General features: G+C 31.7%; 15 protein-coding genes and 2 pseudogenes. 2 read left to right on the top strand and 15 right to left on the bottom strand.

The window, feature by feature from the left end:
* A partial coding sequence (locus tag ACI3E5_RS16965; RefSeq protein ID WP_498822122.1) for a Rib/alpha-like domain-containing protein occupies positions 1-2,387 on the bottom strand: 2,387 nt, incomplete at its 3' end.
* 760 nt (positions 2,388-3,147) lie between these two features.
* Between ACI3E5_RS16965 and ACI3E5_RS16960 the strand changes: the two genes are divergently transcribed.
* Positions 3,148-3,534 carry a sigma-70 RNA polymerase sigma factor region 4 domain-containing protein gene (locus ACI3E5_RS16960; RefSeq protein ID WP_137264905.1) on the top strand — a complete coding sequence of 129 codons (387 nt, stop codon included), beginning with the start codon at positions 3,148-3,150 and terminating at the stop codon, positions 3,532-3,534.
* Positions 3,535-3,619: 85 nt separating this feature from the next.
* The gene (locus ACI3E5_RS16955) at positions 3,620-3,811 is read left to right on the top strand and encodes a helix-turn-helix domain-containing protein (RefSeq protein ID WP_137264906.1); all 192 of its coding nucleotides are present in this window, start codon (positions 3,620-3,622) and stop codon (positions 3,809-3,811) included.
* Positions 3,812-4,223: 412 nt separating this feature from the next.
* Here the strand turns inward: ACI3E5_RS16955 and ACI3E5_RS16950 are convergent, their stop codons facing one another.
* From ACI3E5_RS16950 to ACI3E5_RS16885, 14 genes and pseudogenes are all read right to left on the bottom strand, one after another.
* Entirely contained in the window at positions 4,224-5,774 is a 1,551-nt protein-coding gene (locus ACI3E5_RS16950; protein ID WP_498822121.1) for a polysaccharide deacetylase family protein, read from the bottom strand.
* A gap of 874 nt (positions 5,775-6,648) precedes the next feature.
* Positions 6,649-6,887 (bottom strand): annotated as a pseudogene (locus ACI3E5_RS16945) (hypothetical protein).
* A gap of 23 nt (positions 6,888-6,910) precedes the next feature.
* Positions 6,911-8,434: a zinc ABC transporter substrate-binding protein AdcA gene (locus ACI3E5_RS16940; protein ID WP_137264891.1), complete on the bottom strand. Its 1,524-nt coding sequence runs from the start codon at positions 8,432-8,434 to the stop codon at positions 6,911-6,913.
* Positions 8,435-8,451: 17 nt separating this feature from the next.
* Complete coding sequence (locus ACI3E5_RS16935; protein WP_002322279.1) at positions 8,452-8,574, bottom strand: putative metal homeostasis protein; 123 nt, start codon at positions 8,572-8,574, stop codon at positions 8,452-8,454.
* Between the two features lie 29 nt (positions 8,575-8,603).
* The gene (locus tag ACI3E5_RS16930) at positions 8,604-9,587 is read right to left on the bottom strand and encodes a CobW family GTP-binding protein (protein ID WP_137264892.1); all 984 of its coding nucleotides are present in this window, start codon (positions 9,585-9,587) and stop codon (positions 8,604-8,606) included.
* A 23-nt stretch (positions 9,588-9,610) separates the two neighbouring features.
* Positions 9,611-9,760 carry a 50S ribosomal protein L33 gene (gene rpmG / locus ACI3E5_RS16925; protein WP_002297320.1) on the bottom strand — a complete coding sequence of 50 codons (150 nt, stop codon included), beginning with the start codon at positions 9,758-9,760 and terminating at the stop codon, positions 9,611-9,613.
* Between the two features lie 20 nt (positions 9,761-9,780).
* A complete protein-coding gene (locus ACI3E5_RS16920) occupies positions 9,781-10,158 on the bottom strand; it encodes a hypothetical protein (RefSeq protein WP_137264893.1) in 378 nt (125 codons plus the stop codon).
* Positions 10,159-10,189: 31 nt separating this feature from the next.
* Entirely contained in the window at positions 10,190-10,369 is a 180-nt protein-coding gene (gene rpmF / locus ACI3E5_RS16915) for a 50S ribosomal protein L32 (protein ID WP_002297318.1), read from the bottom strand.
* A gap of 14 nt (positions 10,370-10,383) precedes the next feature.
* Positions 10,384-10,653 carry a 30S ribosomal protein S14 gene (gene rpsN, locus ACI3E5_RS16910; protein ID WP_498822124.1) on the bottom strand — a complete coding sequence of 90 codons (270 nt, stop codon included), beginning with the start codon at positions 10,651-10,653 and terminating at the stop codon, positions 10,384-10,386.
* Positions 10,654-11,530: 877 nt separating this feature from the next.
* A pseudogene (locus ACI3E5_RS16905) lies at positions 11,531-11,763 on the bottom strand (metal-dependent transcriptional regulator).
* Between the two features lie 17 nt (positions 11,764-11,780).
* Positions 11,781-12,725 carry a metal ABC transporter substrate-binding protein gene (locus ACI3E5_RS16900; RefSeq protein WP_060814981.1) on the bottom strand — a complete coding sequence of 315 codons (945 nt, stop codon included), beginning with the start codon at positions 12,723-12,725 and terminating at the stop codon, positions 11,781-11,783.
* Positions 12,722-13,564 (bottom strand): metal ABC transporter permease, encoded by an 843-nt coding sequence (locus tag ACI3E5_RS16895; protein WP_010710542.1) that lies wholly within the window; start codon positions 13,562-13,564, stop codon positions 12,722-12,724. The genes ACI3E5_RS16900 and ACI3E5_RS16895 overlap by 4 nt, the downstream gene beginning before the upstream one ends.
* A gap of 1 nt (position 13,565) precedes the next feature.
* Positions 13,566-14,285: a metal ABC transporter ATP-binding protein gene (locus ACI3E5_RS16890; protein WP_002406972.1), complete on the bottom strand. Its 720-nt coding sequence runs from the start codon at positions 14,283-14,285 to the stop codon at positions 13,566-13,568.
* A gap of 447 nt (positions 14,286-14,732) precedes the next feature.
* A partial coding sequence (locus tag ACI3E5_RS16885; RefSeq protein WP_269013580.1) for an LPXTG cell wall anchor domain-containing protein occupies positions 14,733-15,361 on the bottom strand: 629 nt, incomplete at its 5' end.

Here is a 15,361-nt window from a genome sequence, read left to right as displayed (position 1 = left end):
TCAATGACACCTTCTGGTGTAACATCGTTCACTTTCGTGCCTTCCGGCAACTCTTCAAGATTAGTTACATTATCCGTTAAATCAATCGTTCCTCCATAGTTGACTTCTTCTTTTTCTACTTCTGGTTCATAAAATTCAGCATCACTAGAAAGTTTCTTATAATATAAATTAATGACATTTCCATCTTTTTGTGTAATTATTAAACTTTCAGGATCGGCAGTCACAAACTCATAATTACTAATTTCGTATGTTTCCCCCATATCCATTCCATTAATTTCTTGACCAAACGTAGAAACTAAATAGGTTGATTCACGTAACTTCAATAATTGTTCTGTATCCTTGGTTGAATAATCATAGAAATTAATAGTAGTAGGGAATAAATTAATGTAACTTGAAGCAAGTGAGTTTCTTACTACTCTCTCTTGATCATTTTTTTTATCCGTAAACCATGTTTTAATTTCTGCTGATACCAATTGATCTTCATCTTCAATTAGAGGTTTAGGCATAACAGGAATATCAATAAAGTTTGCACCAACAAATGGTGAGGAACTCAAAGTATTCATAAAGCTCTCAACAGCATTAACGTAGTAAACTCCGTTTTCATACTGACCAGCTTTATCCTTGTTGACTTCAATTTTTATTTTATTATCTACAAACATATTCTTTTTCAACATGACAGGTGCATTTGATCCACCGTCATGATGGTTGATACTATTTTCTCTGTATACTTGCCAAATCGTAATATAATCATCATCTGAAACTAAATTTAATATTTGTGGATCAATCTCAATATTAAATGAAACAGGTCGACCTAAATCAAGTGCCGTTCCATATAAAAGGTTATTCATGATTGTATTCTGAACTCTAATCAGACTTTTATCAGTTCCTTCGAGAATATTACTGAACTGACCATCGCTCCCCATTTGCTTTCCTTCATAAGTAGTAGTAATTGTATGGATAGATGGTGAATTTAACCAATTTGAACTATTTTCTTCTGGCTCTTCTTGTGAAAGATCAATAATAGTATTCTTATTTAAACTTTCTTTAGCAATAGTTGCAACACCAGAACTTGATTGACCTTGTAAACGAAGTTGAACACCAAACTTATCCCTTCCAAGTTCTTGCTGTAACTCTGCGACATCTTTTGATAATTTTATATAGATATTTGCTTCATATCTCTCAGCCTCGAGAGGAACTGATGGAAATACACCCCAGTTTCCAGATAACGCACCTCGGTCCTTAGGTTTTACACCTGGAATACGTGTAAAAAATTTATCTAATAATACACGATAGATTCCGCCAGTTGTTTGATCTACTTGTGCATAAGCATCACTTACACCGGTCGGGGTTCCGAAAGTATTTACATCACTCAATGTATTAGCATCTACTTTTTCAAAATATCGTTGGTAACCAACTTGCGCACCGATGTTTACAGTATTTTTTATGTTGATTTCTTTAATATATTTCATAAGCTCTGGATCCACACGAAGATAAATCCAATCAATTGCAGCTGGTGTTGCTGCAGCTCTATAGGCCATTTTTAAATGCAATTGGGTAGGATCATCCTTTTTTACACCCACATACGTAATTCCAGTCTGGGTAATCAAAGTTCCAGAAATGTTAGAATTGTCTGGTAGTGCCCAATCTTCTAAAAAAGTTTCTCCAGTTTGAACATCCAAACTCCTAATTCTTCTGCGTAAAGTACTTGATGCTGGTGACGAAAGATTCTCCTCTGATAAAGACGTACTGTCTTTTTTGTCTATTTTTTGTGGAGTAGCATTTTCTATATCTGTACTAGTGTCCTCTAAATTGACGAAATCTCTTGGTGTATCAGATAAAATTGTCGTATCTTTATCTACTTCTTGAGTATTACTTTTTATACTTTCTTCTGTAGCTCCTGTCATCTGATTCTCAACTGAAATATCATCACCGTTATCTTCATGGGGATTCATTTCTAATTCTTGAACAGCATCATTATCAGTCGAGTCTTCATTTTGAATAATAAACTCTGACTGAACTTCAATACTATCTTCAGATAAATTTGTAGTTTCTAGATTGTTAGTAGATTCATCAAATGAATTTTCTGATCCAGAAACGTTTGCTTTCGAATCTAGTTCTAGTTCGTTATTTATAGAGCTATCTTCCGACATATCAATATTTTGTTTTTCTTCTGAATTACTTTCTTTTAGACCAGAATTAGTCAAACTAGATTGGATTTCACTTGATTGATTTATCTCTGTTGTTTCACTAGCAAAAGAAACTGTAGGATAAGAAATTAATCCTATTCCTAAAAAAATTGCACCGATAATGAAAGAAGCCGCTCCACCTCCTCCTTTTTTCTTTTTAATTGCGTACTTAAACTGCTTCTCCGTTTTTTGATAAAACATACTATTTATCCTCCTTACATAAAAATTAGCTGAAAATAAAACTGAAAACGAACGTTCATTTTATTAAAAAATAGTAAAACACGTCCGATTTATCATATAATATATTAAAATATATTTTCAATAATTTCAATATGAACGATCATTTTTTACCCTTCTATTAAATATATTTATATTGTGTCCATTTAGCCTTTTTCCTCGTTGTTAATAATGAAAGGAGAAAACGCTGAAACTAGAAGAAGAAAAAAATGCAATTTATAAACAAATGAGAATAATACTCGAAGAAAGGAGGAATCTTAGTAGAGATTAATATGAGTTAAAAGCGAGACTTTTTTCAATATACAATATCAATTCACTTAATAAGCCGAATAAGGACGAATATAAAAATAATGATTATCACTAAAAAATTAGAAACTATTTCTAGATAGGATGAGTTACTAACAATATATTGGGGAAAGGACAAATAAACAAGTGCTTTCATACTCAACTATCAGTTTGACCGGTGTGCCAATTCTAAAAAGTACAGGCCATCCACTATCAAATAAAGAAATCTTCAAAAATTCAACCAATCATCTTGGTTTAAGCATTTCCTACGATAACTTAACTCATAATATTTTTCTCAAAATAAACATTGATAGTAAAGTAACATCAATGTATAAAGAGATTATATTATAGAGTTTATTGATAAGTATAGATTGCATTAGCTTCTTTTCACGCTTTCTGTTCATTCTCCTTTTAAATTTGATTGGAAGAAGTGAGTAGAATGTCAGAAAATGATGAACGCGTGAATGCCCAACTTATTCGTTTTTTTGAAAAGGTCATCGAGAATACCGCAAACTCCTATTTTAAAAAGCAGAAAAAGATAAGAGACCATGAACAACTCGATCAATTTCCTCAAAATTTCTTTACTGAAAATAAAATCAAAGTCAAGCAACCTGTTCCTATTTTAAATATAACTTTTAAAGTTGAAGATGCCAAATTAGCTAAGATTATTCCTTTGTTAAAAGAAAAAGAACAGATATTTCTTGTTGAAAAATTTATTTTCGACAAGACAGATAAAGAGATTGGAGAATCTTTAGGTATTACGAGACAAGGAGCCACTAATCTAAAGCATCGCCTTTATCAAAAAATCCAAGAATTGCTTATTTAAAAATTATTCACTCGATTTTAATTTCAATTCTGATACGACCACCTCCTGTAAAAAACATTTAAATTTATGGAAAGGAAAAGGGTCTATGAATACATTGAAAGAAGATTTCATTTTAGCGAAATCTGGGAATGAAGAAGCCATTGAAGCCATTCTTAAAAGATTTAGCTCTTTGATACACAAAAAATCGTGGAGAAACGGAAAATACGACCAAGATTGCTATCAGGAGTGTATGATCGCAGTATATCTTGCAATATCAAAATTTGAAATCAAAACATAAAAACATGGGAGATGCCTTTTGCTTCTCCCTTTCTTCATGTCTACTTCAAATTTTCCATCAAATTTCTTAGCTCATTTTAAGTGAATTTCTTACAGTTTTTACTACCATCTTTACTATCAGGATATCTTTCTATTTTTGAAGTAGATCCGTTATTGACTTATAATTAAAAATAATGTAGTGCTTGTGTTTATATTAGTTATTATACTTGACACACTTTATCAGTTTTTTTTATTTAACTTTTCTTCTGAAAGAGAAACTACAAATATATTATTTTACCTATCAACAAAAATAATAAAAAAGGATTATTTTATTATTGATAATAGTATGTTTTACCCATTTAAACCAAAGCTCTTCTATCTAAAAATCTCTTTTTTGAATGAATCAAAGGATTACATCAAAATTTTTAAGATAGTTAATCTACTAGTCGCTCATCATTCATACCAAAATATTGATGCAATGGTTTTTGTTTTCCTGACAATAGTTGATCGATCGTCACAAATTCGTATCCTTTATTTTTTAACATAGTGATCAATCCTGGTACAGCTTTGACTGATTCAGGATGGATATCATGGATCAGGATAATTGCCCCATTAAAGATGTTCTGTTTGACAACATTATTGATTGCTTCAGGATTTCTTGATTTCCAATCCAGCGAATCAATATTCCATTGAATAATTGGCATACCAATTGCCTCAGCACTCTTTTTATCGATAGCACCATAAGGGGGACGGATATTGCGAGGTAAGACACCCGTAGCTTTGAAAATTGCTTTATTAGCTTTATTTATTTCACTTTGTAATTTTTCTGTCGAAAGTGTATTCAATTGTGGATGAGAATACGAATGACATGCTACCTCATGACCCTCGTCGTGGACTTGTTTTGCAACATCTGGATTTTGATCCACCATCTGTCCTAACATGAAAAAAGTAGCTTTCACGTTATCTGTTTTTAGTATATTCAACAAATCAAGTGTTGAGCTATTATTTGGACCATCATCAAAAGTAAGAGCGACGTACTTTTTATTTTCATCTAATGCAGGTAATGTATCTTTTATACTTTCTTGCGAAACCAGATCTGTATCAATGAATGGAGCAATATCTTTGTATTTTAGAGTGACTTTAGAAGTTCCAGTTGAATTTTTTGGTAAGACGATAGTCAATTCATCAGGTGTATAAGTCATTTTACTATCATAAGAAATTCTATCCATTGTTAATACAGCATCAATGATTTTTTCAGGTTCTTTGGCTTGATCAAGTATGGATTGCTGAATCACCTGTTGAATACCTAAGAGACTTCCTTCATCTGGAATCAAATCCTTATTTGTGATTTCTTTGCCAGTTTTTTCGGAAACATAAATGGCTTTCTCAGAAATACTGTCTGGCTTTTTAAAATTTTCCTTACTGCGATCCCAGATAAAACTATCTGCTTCAATTCTATACTGACCAATTTTAGAAGATATTGCTGTTGCTTTTATTCTGGCAACTGTAAGCACTTCTTTTTCACGATGCTTTTTTTGTTGCTTTTGAGCAAGCTCGTCTAAGAGCTGGTTTGCATTTTTGAAAGGAACAGTATTTTCATCAACTGGACGGTAAACAAGGCACTTATTTTCTCCGTCATTTATAATATCTATTTTCGTTGAAATTCCAATTTGGTCTTGCTCTTCTTGGATTGAAGCCATGAGATTTTTTGCAGCAGTTTCATATTTGGCTTGATCTTCTGCTTCTTGCTGTTTTAATGTATAAACAATATAGCCGCTAGTAGCGACAATTACTAGAATAAGTGCGGTAAATAATGCGAATATATACTTGCTATAATTAGATTTTTTCTTCGGTATTTTTAGTTGTTTGTTTTCATTCCCGTTTTTTGAGGTTATAGTTTCATTCAATTGACCTGAATTTTTATAGGTATCAGGTTCTTGTCTATGACGTTGACTACGACATGCATAAGTATTTTTGTCAGACATATGACTTTATCCCTCCATTTATCATAGTAAAGTAAAATAAAACAGCGCAATTGTAATAATAATTTTTGCAGGAAAGTTTTCTCTATTATTCTTTTACTTTCAGCGCAGTAATTATGGCTGGTCCCTCACCACTTTAGATATTGTGTCTACTTAATGTTCAACTCAGTTTTCAACATCATTAGAATCGCTAGTTTTGATTTTAGTTTTTGGGAGTATGCCCTTCGATAGTTTAATGAGTATGGTTGAAGTATTTAAATCACTAATAATTGTCTAGGATTAAATATAAATTATTTTCCAAACTTATTCTATTTAATTAAACAAAATATTTTAATAACTTGACCATTAGTATTTAATCAAACAGAGTCACTTGTTTTGATAGTGTTGCCAGTTTTATTGCTATTTAAATTATTCACTATTAAGCAAAAAGTTATTTTTTCAGAATTTCTACTGGAAGAAATTTTCTTTTTCTTTTTGTGCTTTTGATTAATCATCTTATCACCTTATAAAGTCTCTTTTATAACATCAAAGCAAACTATTTATTAGTTTCCTAAAGAATTCACCGTAGTAATAGCACTTAGTATGAGAGTCTAAAATACTTTAATAAGCATATTTGTACGTACACCAATTTAAATTATTTTATTATATATATATTTCTTCCTACTCGCTTGTATTGATCCATAAAAAAATTAATAATACAAAACTTTTATTAACAGATACAAAAATATTATCATCATTTTCAGCATTGTAAAACTGTTAATTATAAATAATTGCATTACAATTTTGAAATATTTTTTTGAATACGTTAATTCCTATACATAATAAAGAGCAGAATCAAATCCTAATAAAAGAAAATTGATCTACTCTAGTGTTACAACTAATTAATCAAGCTATTTTGTCGTTTTTCTAAACGTCTACTTCTTCCAGTATTAACCTTGATAAAACAACAATCTAAATCTTATTTTATGCTCTATGAACTGTGTCAACACTAACATATAAAGTTGCAGCAATATCAGCTAATGTACTCCCATTTAATCTCATTTGCTTTGCAAATCGATAACGCCGATAAGCATCAATATTCTTGGAATCCATAGACAATAATACTTTTCTTACCATGTATTTTCTCCAAAGATTGGATTTTAATGGGCCATCATTTCTTGAGCAATCTCATGCTCAGATAATGAAGCTGGATAGAAAGTAGGCCAATTATGCATTTCATTATAAAGTTTTTCTTGACTTTCTCCACCAAAGAAAATATGGAAATGCTCTGCCTTACTTGGTGCAATTCCATGATCACTAAATTGAATATATTTAAAGCGACCAGCACCTGCATCATCAGTTTCAAAATTAAAACGAACACCACGGTTTCCTTTTTCATAATTCAAAATTTTGTATCCAACATATTTGTATGTGTATTGATGATGTTCACCGTTGACTACAAAATCAATGGTGTTGTCTTTAATGTTGATAGTATCAATATCTGTCTTATAGCCAGTAGTATAATAATCTTTGTACTCGGCAGCTGTCATGTCTTTATTGAGTTTTGCTTTGTAATCGAAAACTTCATCCAAAATTCCATCTTTTAACAACGGATAAACAGATTGCCATTCGCCTGTATAATCACTCAATTCGCGATCCTTCACATCGGCATCTTTAAAGTACCCATTAGCAACTGTCTTTTCATCCTTCGCTTCTTTTTCTGGAACTACCTCTTCACCAGCAACCATAGTTGTTTTCTCTAACGCTTTTAGATTGTCTTCCATTACTGAAATATAATCTTCACCATTATCCATTTGTTCTTTTGTAAGACTTTCAAGAGGATTCAATACTTCCAATTTTATCCCAGCTTCATTGGCCAAAGTTTTTGCGATTTTATCATTAGCATTCTTTTCAAAATAAATATAATTGATCTTATTTTTTTTAACATACTCTTTTAATTCAGCTAATCGACCAGAAGATGGCTCTTCTTCAGGACTTAGTCCAGCAATAGGAACTTGTATCAATCCATAATCCAAAGCTAAATATCCAAAGGCTGCATGTTGTGTCACAAAACTTTTTTGTTTCGCTTCTTTAAGACTAGTGGTATAGTCAGCATCCAACCGTTTCAGTTTAGTCAAATACTTTTCAGCATTTGTCTCAAATACTTTTGCTTTTTTCGGATACAATTTAACTAACTGATCCTTGATATTTGAAACTTCCTTAATTGCCATTTTGGGTGAAACCCACGTATGAGGATCTAGTTCATGATGGTGATCTTCTTCTCCGTGATCATGATCTTCTTCTTCACTACCTGGCAATAAAATCATGTCTTTTGTTCCTTCTACTACATTAGGCCCAGCTTTCTTCCAACTTTCTTTAGCTTTTGGTACCCATGATTCCATGTTTTCGTTATGATATACAAAAACATCAGCATCATGAGCTTTTGCCATATCCTTAGCTGAGGGCTCATAGTCATGAGGTTCTGATCCCGCTGGAACCATTAAATCCACGTTCGCTTCATCGCCGACGATGTTTTTGGTGAAATCATACATTGGATAGAATGTTGTTACAATTTCTAATTTTCCATCTTTATCATTCGATACTTTTGCATCATTAGTGCTGGAGCAAGCTCCCAATAATCCTAGAGCTGCTATCCCAACAAGTCCTACACTGATTTTCTTCATTCTTTTTCCTTCCTTAATTATGCTAATTTCTTCATTTTATTTCGTTTATGTTCTTTGATAATTTTTAATGCCCTTTTTCTAGTTTTAATATTCGGGCTTTTAAGTCGTCGATATGCACTAGATATATCCGTTTTCTCCATTAGAAATTACCCCCAATCAATACTTATCATTATTTGCTTTCCGCCAGTAATTTATCAAAACTCTGTTTGATCCTTTCTTCATCCAACATTTTTCCGATTAGAATAATAGTGGTTTGGTCTTTTTGTCGAGTGGTGTATTGAAAATTAACCTGTTCGTTTACCCCTTGCATGGCAACTATAAAATCCTGCTCTTGTAAAGCAATCAATCCTTTAAAACGATACAGGCTCCCTTGGTTGGTTAAAATCAACCAGTCAATCCATTGGAGTAAAAAATCTTTTTTTATGTCTTGATCTGAAGTTAAGAGAATTGATTTAAACTCATGTACTTGATGGTGTTGATGATAGTGTTTGCCATTAGAGTGATTTTCTGATGAATCACTTTCAAAAACTAAGGGATGATTAAATTTTTTCAAATTATAAAAATCCTTTTTTTGAATCGTTTCACTATGTGTGAACATTCGAATATCGGATAAAGGGTTAATACTTTTGATTTCTCTCTGTAATTTTTTTAGTGCAGATAAATTCAAGTTTTGTTTTCTAGACACAAAAATGCGATCTGCCATGACAAGTTGCTTAAGGGCTTGTGGTTCTCTTTCAATAAATTCAAAACTGTCACTATCAATAACAGTCAATAAACTATCGATATATACTCTTCCTCTTAGTTGAGGCGCTGTTAAAAGTGTTTGAATGATTGGTTGGGGATCTGCTATACCTGTAGTTTCAATGATGATTTGTGAAATTGGTTGTTGATGTTCTTCTATTGTTTCCAGTAAAGAAATCAATATTGCTAATAAATCACTGCGAAGACTGCAACACATACATCCATTATTTAGTTGTAACACCCGTTCCTCGCTATGAACTAATAATTTGTGATCAATCCCAACTTCACCAAACTCATTTTCAATTATAATAATTTCTTCCCTGGGGTAGGGTGAGACTTGCAAGGCTTGATTGATTAGCGTTGTTTTTCCAGCCCCTAAAAACCCAGAAACGATTGTAACTGGTATGCCCATTTTGTCACCTTTTTACCACTTAGCTATTTCACTTCTTTGAAAATTGCCCGTCTGCGCAATTTTGGCGAATACTTTTTTAATTCTAACCGTTCAGGGTTATTCCGTTTATTTTTGCTGGTGAGATACAGACGTTCTCCAGTTTCGACACATTCCAAAATAATATTTTGACGCATAAATCTTCCTCCTTCAATACTTATCGATCTTCAAGATATGCTTGAATTTGTTGTGTATCTTCAAAAGTTAACTCGCCAGATTCCAATTGTGAAACTAAATTTTCTTTCATATCAACAGGTATCTCCCAATAACCATCGATACATTGAAATAACTCCTCGTCATACTCTTCAAAAATTGGATAGATTCTTAAAAAATCATCAAATGATAAGCCTTGGTCCTCATAGTAATCTTTGACTAATCCATTTTCAATTGCCTGTTGGGTCGGTAAACCCGTTTCAGTAATAATTCCTCTCTCTACCATCGAACAATAAAAAGTGCATTTATCTAGCGATTGCTGGGTCGTTTCAAGATAATACTTTAATCCTTCTTCAACTAAAGGTGGGTAAATAATTTCCATTTTGGTTCCCTCCTAAAAGTTATATATTAAACTATTTTGAAGCTCCTTTAATTACTTTCTTTCCATTATAGTACCCTTTTAAAGATACATGATGGCTACGTCTATAATCACCATTCGCTTCGTCAAATGAAATTTCTGGTTTTACTACAGTTTGATGAGTTCTTCTTAACCGTTTCTTCGCCTTAGATGTTTTTCTTGCTGGTACTGCCATGATATTTCCTCCTCTTACCAACTTGCTTTTTTTACTCCAGGAATCAAACCTTGATGGGCAAGCTCTCTAAACTTAATACGGGACATACCAAACTTCCGCATATACCCTCTTGGACGGCCATCCGTCTGATCACGAAGCCTCAGACGATTTGGATTTGAATCTCTTGGCAATTTAGCAAGGGTGGTGTGATCTCCTACGGCTTTTAATTCTTGACGTTTGTCTGCATATTTTTCAATCATTGCCATTTGTTTCTTTGCTTTAGCAATTTTAGACTTTTTTGCCATATACATTTATACTCCTTCTGTTTTGATTTAGACGCCACAAATCGTAAACGTTACGTTTTGACATTGACACTTTACCAACAAAAATTTCTCTTGTCAACAATAAATAACATGAAATAAAACTCATATGAATAGATATCCATTTGAAAATGATTTTATCGATACATAGAGATAATCAGATTAATTAAAAGAACTTGTAGTTTAAGTGCAAAAAATAATGGTTCATTTTTATTAGTCCATTAAAACATAAATACCGTTTTAAGTAGCTTTTCTCTACTTAAAACGGCATTATGAAAGAAACTATAGTTTTATTCAATCTTTTATGTTTAACTCGTTTATTAATGATTTTGTAAGATTGTGACCAATTCTTATATTATAAGAAATAAACATTAAGTAACTAATTTGAAAAAGAATTGTAGCTGTATTCCAAAAATTTATAGGCTAATTATAAGCCTATCCTATCATCTCGATAGAACTTATCTTTTTTAGATAGATTGTTTAGACAAACAAAGCTATCTTAATTTGATGAAGTACATCCTTTTGAAAATAACTTAGTTCATTTTCTATTATCTTTCAGTAAGTGGCACGTAGTACCTAGTCTATATGAGAAAATTCGCCTTATATGATATTTTTAATTCTATAAATTTTTAAACATTAATGTCTATTATTAAACTCATTGCTTAAACCTAAACTAATGAGCAGCAACAGAATAGCTGATAAAAAAAGTAATCCTATAAGAAGTAATATACTCATCTAAATCATTCGCCTTTTCTAAAATAATCCAAGAAAGATTTAAAAAAATTATATCCAGCTATTAGGATAAGTCCTATCATAATTACTCCAATAGTCATTTTCTTATCCTTTCTAAATAAAAAGTCTTTTATATAAAGCTCTTTTTGTAATTGTCAATAAAGTCTTTCCCTTTATTTGTCAATTGACACCCTATGTTTAAATAACCTTCATATCTAAGTTTAGCCAACATCTCACTAACAGATGCTGGAGTAATGCTTAGAATTTTTGCTAAATCTTTATTTTTTAACTTTTTTTTCTTTTCGTCAATTCCTGAATTGCTAATAAATAAATCAGTATAGTAGTTGGTTTAATTTTTACCATACTCTTTTTCCTCCAATTTATTTTGAAAGACCTTCAGCAATTTTATCCAGGTTCCATTTCATCATCGCGTAGTAACTATCACCATCTTGTCCTTTCTCTGCAATTGAATCAGTAAAAATCGTTGAATAGATAGGAATATTGGTATCTTTCGATACTGTTTTCATCGGTCTATCGTCCACACTGCTTTCTACAAATAAGGAAGGAACTTTTGTTGTGCGTAGTCTTTCAACTAAGTGTTTAATTTGATCTGGCGTTCCTTCTTCTTCAGTGTTGATTTCCCAAATGTAAGCAGAAGGCACATTATACGCTTTCGAGAAATACTTAAAGCATCCTTCACTTGTAACAATCATTTTTTTATCATTCGGAATTGAAGCAAATTTAGATTTTGCTTCTTTGTCTAGTGTATTCAATTTTTCAATATACTTATCTAGATTTTCTTTATAGATTTTTTTATTATCAGGATCTTTTTCCGCTAAATGTTTTTCAATGTTTTTAGCGTAAATAATACCGTTTTCTAAATTTAACCAAGCATGAGGATCTTCCTTCCCTTTCTCACTCTGACCCTCTAAGTAAATAACATCTATGCCATCACTTGCTGCAAAATAGTCTTTGTTTTCCTCTTTGTTCGCATTTTTAACTAATTTTGTAAACCAAGCATTTCCTCCAGTTTCCAAGTTAACACCATTATAAAAAATCAAGTCTGCTTTTGAAGTTTTTTGAACATCTTCAGGCAAAGGCTCATATTCATGGGGATCTTTCCCAATAGGTACAATACTGTGTAAATCAATTTTATCCTTTGCTATATTTTCAGTAATATCTGCTAAAATCGAATTAGTAACTACTACTTTTAATTTTTCGTTCGAAGCCACTTTATCTTTACTATTTGTTGAACACGCTCCTAATATAAAAAGAGCAATCAAAATCCCCAGACTTCCCACTACTACTTTCCATTTTCTCATCATAACGATCTCTCCTTCTTTCTTAAAAATTTTTGTTTTGGTGAGATTAGAAAACTAATTACAAATAAGGATGCCGCTGTTAAAACAATACTTGATCCTGCGGCTATGTTAAAATTATAACCAATAAACAATCCAAGCAATGATGAGCTTGCCCCGACTGCTGCAGAAATAAATATCATAGTTTTCAAGCTATTTGCATATAAATATGCTGTAGCTGCTGGCGTGATTAACATTGCAACAATTAATATAGTCCCCACACTTTGCATAGCTGTTACTGCTACTAAAGTTAATAGAACCATCAGTAGATAATGATAAAAATTGACGTTCATCCCCATTGCTTTTGCCATTAATGGATCAAAAGAAGTAATTAATAATTCTTTAAAAAATAGAACTACTATAACCAACACTAAAACAGAAACGCCAATCGTAATCCACTTATCAATATCTTGTACAGCTAAAATGTTTCCAAATAAGATATGAAATAAATCCGTTGAGCTATTTGCAACTCCTATAAGGATAACTCCTAGCGCTAAAAAAGAACTGAAAGTAATACCAATTGCTGTATCTCCTTTTATTACACTATTGCTTTTTATAAAAGTAATAATGATAGAAGCTAATAGACCAAATACAATAGCACCAATAAAAAAATTAATACCTAAAATATAAGAAATTGCTACTCCTGGCAAAACAGCATGAGAAATAGCATCGCCCATAAGAGACATTCCTCTTAAAATAATAAAACAACCTACTGTTCCAGAAACAATCCCTATAACTACAGATGTAATTAGAGCATTCTGTAAAAAGTGAAAGTCATACAGACCATTAATAAAATTTTGAAGCATGTTATTCCCTCTCTCCAATAAATATAGTATCTCCATAGGCTTTTTTTAAATTCTCTTCATTAAATACAGATTCTACACTTCCGTGAGCAATTACATTTCGATTCAAAAGAATAATATTATCAAAATACTTCTTTACCTTGCTTAAATCATGATGCACAATTAGCACTGTTTTTCCCTGATTTTTCAATTCTTTTAACGTATCCATAATTATTCGTTCACTAATTAAGTCTATCCCTACAAATGGTTCATCTAAAAATATGAAATCCGCATTTTGAGCAAGACATCTTGCTAAAAGTACACGTTGAAATTGTCCTCCAGATAATTCTCCTATTTGATGATTAGAATATTTTCCCATATCGACCTTTTCCAAAGCCTTTGAAACTCTTTGCCATTCTGCATTTTTAATTCTTTGAAAAACTTTCATTCCGGCATACGTTCCCATAGATACACATTCTTTTACTTTTATTGGAAAAGTAAAATCAATATCAGCTTTTTGCTCTACATATGCAATCTTTACCAGTTTTTTATTGATATCTTCATTATTAATGGAGACCTCTCCCTGATGAGGGATAATATTTAACATTGCTTTAAGTAATGTAGATTTTCCAGCACCATTTGGACCAATAATACCTGTTAGAGCACCTTCTTGTATTTTTAAAGAAATCTCGTTCAATGCTAAAAAATCGTTATAACAAACATTAAGCTTTTTCACTTCTAACATAACTTTCTCCTTCTAAATGATAATGATTATCACGATTATATGGTATACAGAAAATATATTTTAGTCAAGCCTAAATTTTAAAATTTGGATTTTTTTCTGTTGCTGAAGATTAGGATGACAAAACTATTTGAAACTACCCGTATAGTAAGTAGTTTTCAAAACAAAAAAAGAGTGTTCTCTAATGAGAACACTCTCCTAAAAATACTTTATTTGCATACAAAAGAATTAGACTTGAAGTGGATAGGGAGCTAAATCTGTTTATAAGCATCAAGACATTCTCTTCTAGAAATGAAAAGTAGGTTATTTATCTTTCGTAACATGTTAGGCTTATTCAACTATGCTTCCAATCGAAATTTAATTTACTTAACAACTTAAAACTTTCTCTTTATTGATTTTCATATTTTAAATTGCTCAAATAGAATTAGAGAAATAATAATACTTCCCACATTAAAATTTATTTTTTTTCAGCCCTATAATACTTGCAATCGCCGTGAATAACCCTACATACACAGGAAGACCATTATATTTTTCTCCAGTTTTCGGTAACTCCATAGTATTTTTATTTCGATTGCCTTCTTTATTTTTTTCTTGATTCATTAGTTCCCTTTTTTTATTGCTATTATTATAATTTAGATTAGATGATCTTTTGTTGTTGTTAAAAAAAGTAGAAGGATGATTAAAGCTAGCTTTACTATCCGAACTTTGTTTAGAATTTGTATTTTTCGTTACTCCGGGTAATTTGACTGCTATGTCTTTCTCTTTTTCTCCACCAAGATCATATCTTACTGTATAGCCATTTCTTACTCCATCTGTTTCGATGCCATAATTTACTTCTTTTTTGATGCCATCTTGTTCGGTAAATGTTACCTCTCCGTTAGCGTCTACCTGTTTCTTAAGTACTTCCGTTGATCCATCTGTTAAGTTTCTTAACCGTACTTCTTTTCCCGCTTCAAGTGGTAATCCATTTGTATAATGTGCTTTTACCTTTAAACTAAGTGGTAACTCGGATCCTGGCAAATTCACTGTTATGTCCTTCTCTTTTTCTCCACCAAGATCGTATCTTACTGTATAGCCAT

Source organism: Candidatus Enterococcus avicola (assembly GCF_047470845.1).
Classification (GTDB): domain Bacteria; phylum Bacillota; class Bacilli; order Lactobacillales; family Enterococcaceae; genus Enterococcus_D; species Enterococcus_D casseliflavus.
This window is presented reverse-complemented; position numbering and strand designations above follow the sequence as displayed.

Coding starts and splice junctions, on each gene's coding strand:
- ACI3E5_RS16960 (WP_137264905.1), top strand. CDS start 3,148: ATGTCAGAAAATGATGAACGCGTGAATGCCCAACTTATTCGTTTTTTT.
- ACI3E5_RS16955 (WP_137264906.1), top strand. CDS start 3,620: ATGAATACATTGAAAGAAGATTTCATTTTAGCGAAATCTGGGAATGAA.
- ACI3E5_RS16950 (WP_498822121.1), bottom strand. CDS start 5,774: ATGTCTGACAAAAATACTTATGCATGTCGTAGTCAACGTCATAGACAA.
- ACI3E5_RS16940 (WP_137264891.1), bottom strand. CDS start 8,434: ATGAAGAAAATCAGTGTAGGACTTGTTGGGATAGCAGCTCTAGGATTA.
- ACI3E5_RS16935 (WP_002322279.1), bottom strand. CDS start 8,574: ATGGAGAAAACGGATATATCTAGTGCATATCGACGACTTAAAAGCCCG.
- rpmF (WP_002297318.1), bottom strand. CDS start 10,369: ATGGCAGTACCAGCAAGAAAAACATCTAAGGCGAAGAAACGGTTAAGA.
- ACI3E5_RS16900 (WP_060814981.1), bottom strand. CDS start 12,725: ATGATGAGAAAATGGAAAGTAGTAGTGGGAAGTCTGGGGATTTTGATT.
- rpmG (WP_002297320.1), bottom strand. CDS start 9,760: ATGCGTCAAAATATTATTTTGGAATGTGTCGAAACTGGAGAACGTCTG.
- rpsN (WP_498822124.1), bottom strand. CDS start 10,653: ATGGCAAAAAAGTCTAAAATTGCTAAAGCAAAGAAACAAATGGCAATG.
- ACI3E5_RS16890 (WP_002406972.1), bottom strand. CDS start 14,285: ATGTTAGAAGTGAAAAAGCTTAATGTTTGTTATAACGATTTTTTAGCA.
- ACI3E5_RS16930 (WP_137264892.1), bottom strand. CDS start 9,587: ATGGGCATACCAGTTACAATCGTTTCTGGGTTTTTAGGGGCTGGAAAA.
- ACI3E5_RS16920 (WP_137264893.1), bottom strand. CDS start 10,158: ATGGAAATTATTTACCCACCTTTAGTTGAAGAAGGATTAAAGTATTAT.
- ACI3E5_RS16895 (WP_010710542.1), bottom strand. CDS start 13,564: ATGCTTCAAAATTTTATTAATGGTCTGTATGACTTTCACTTTTTACAG.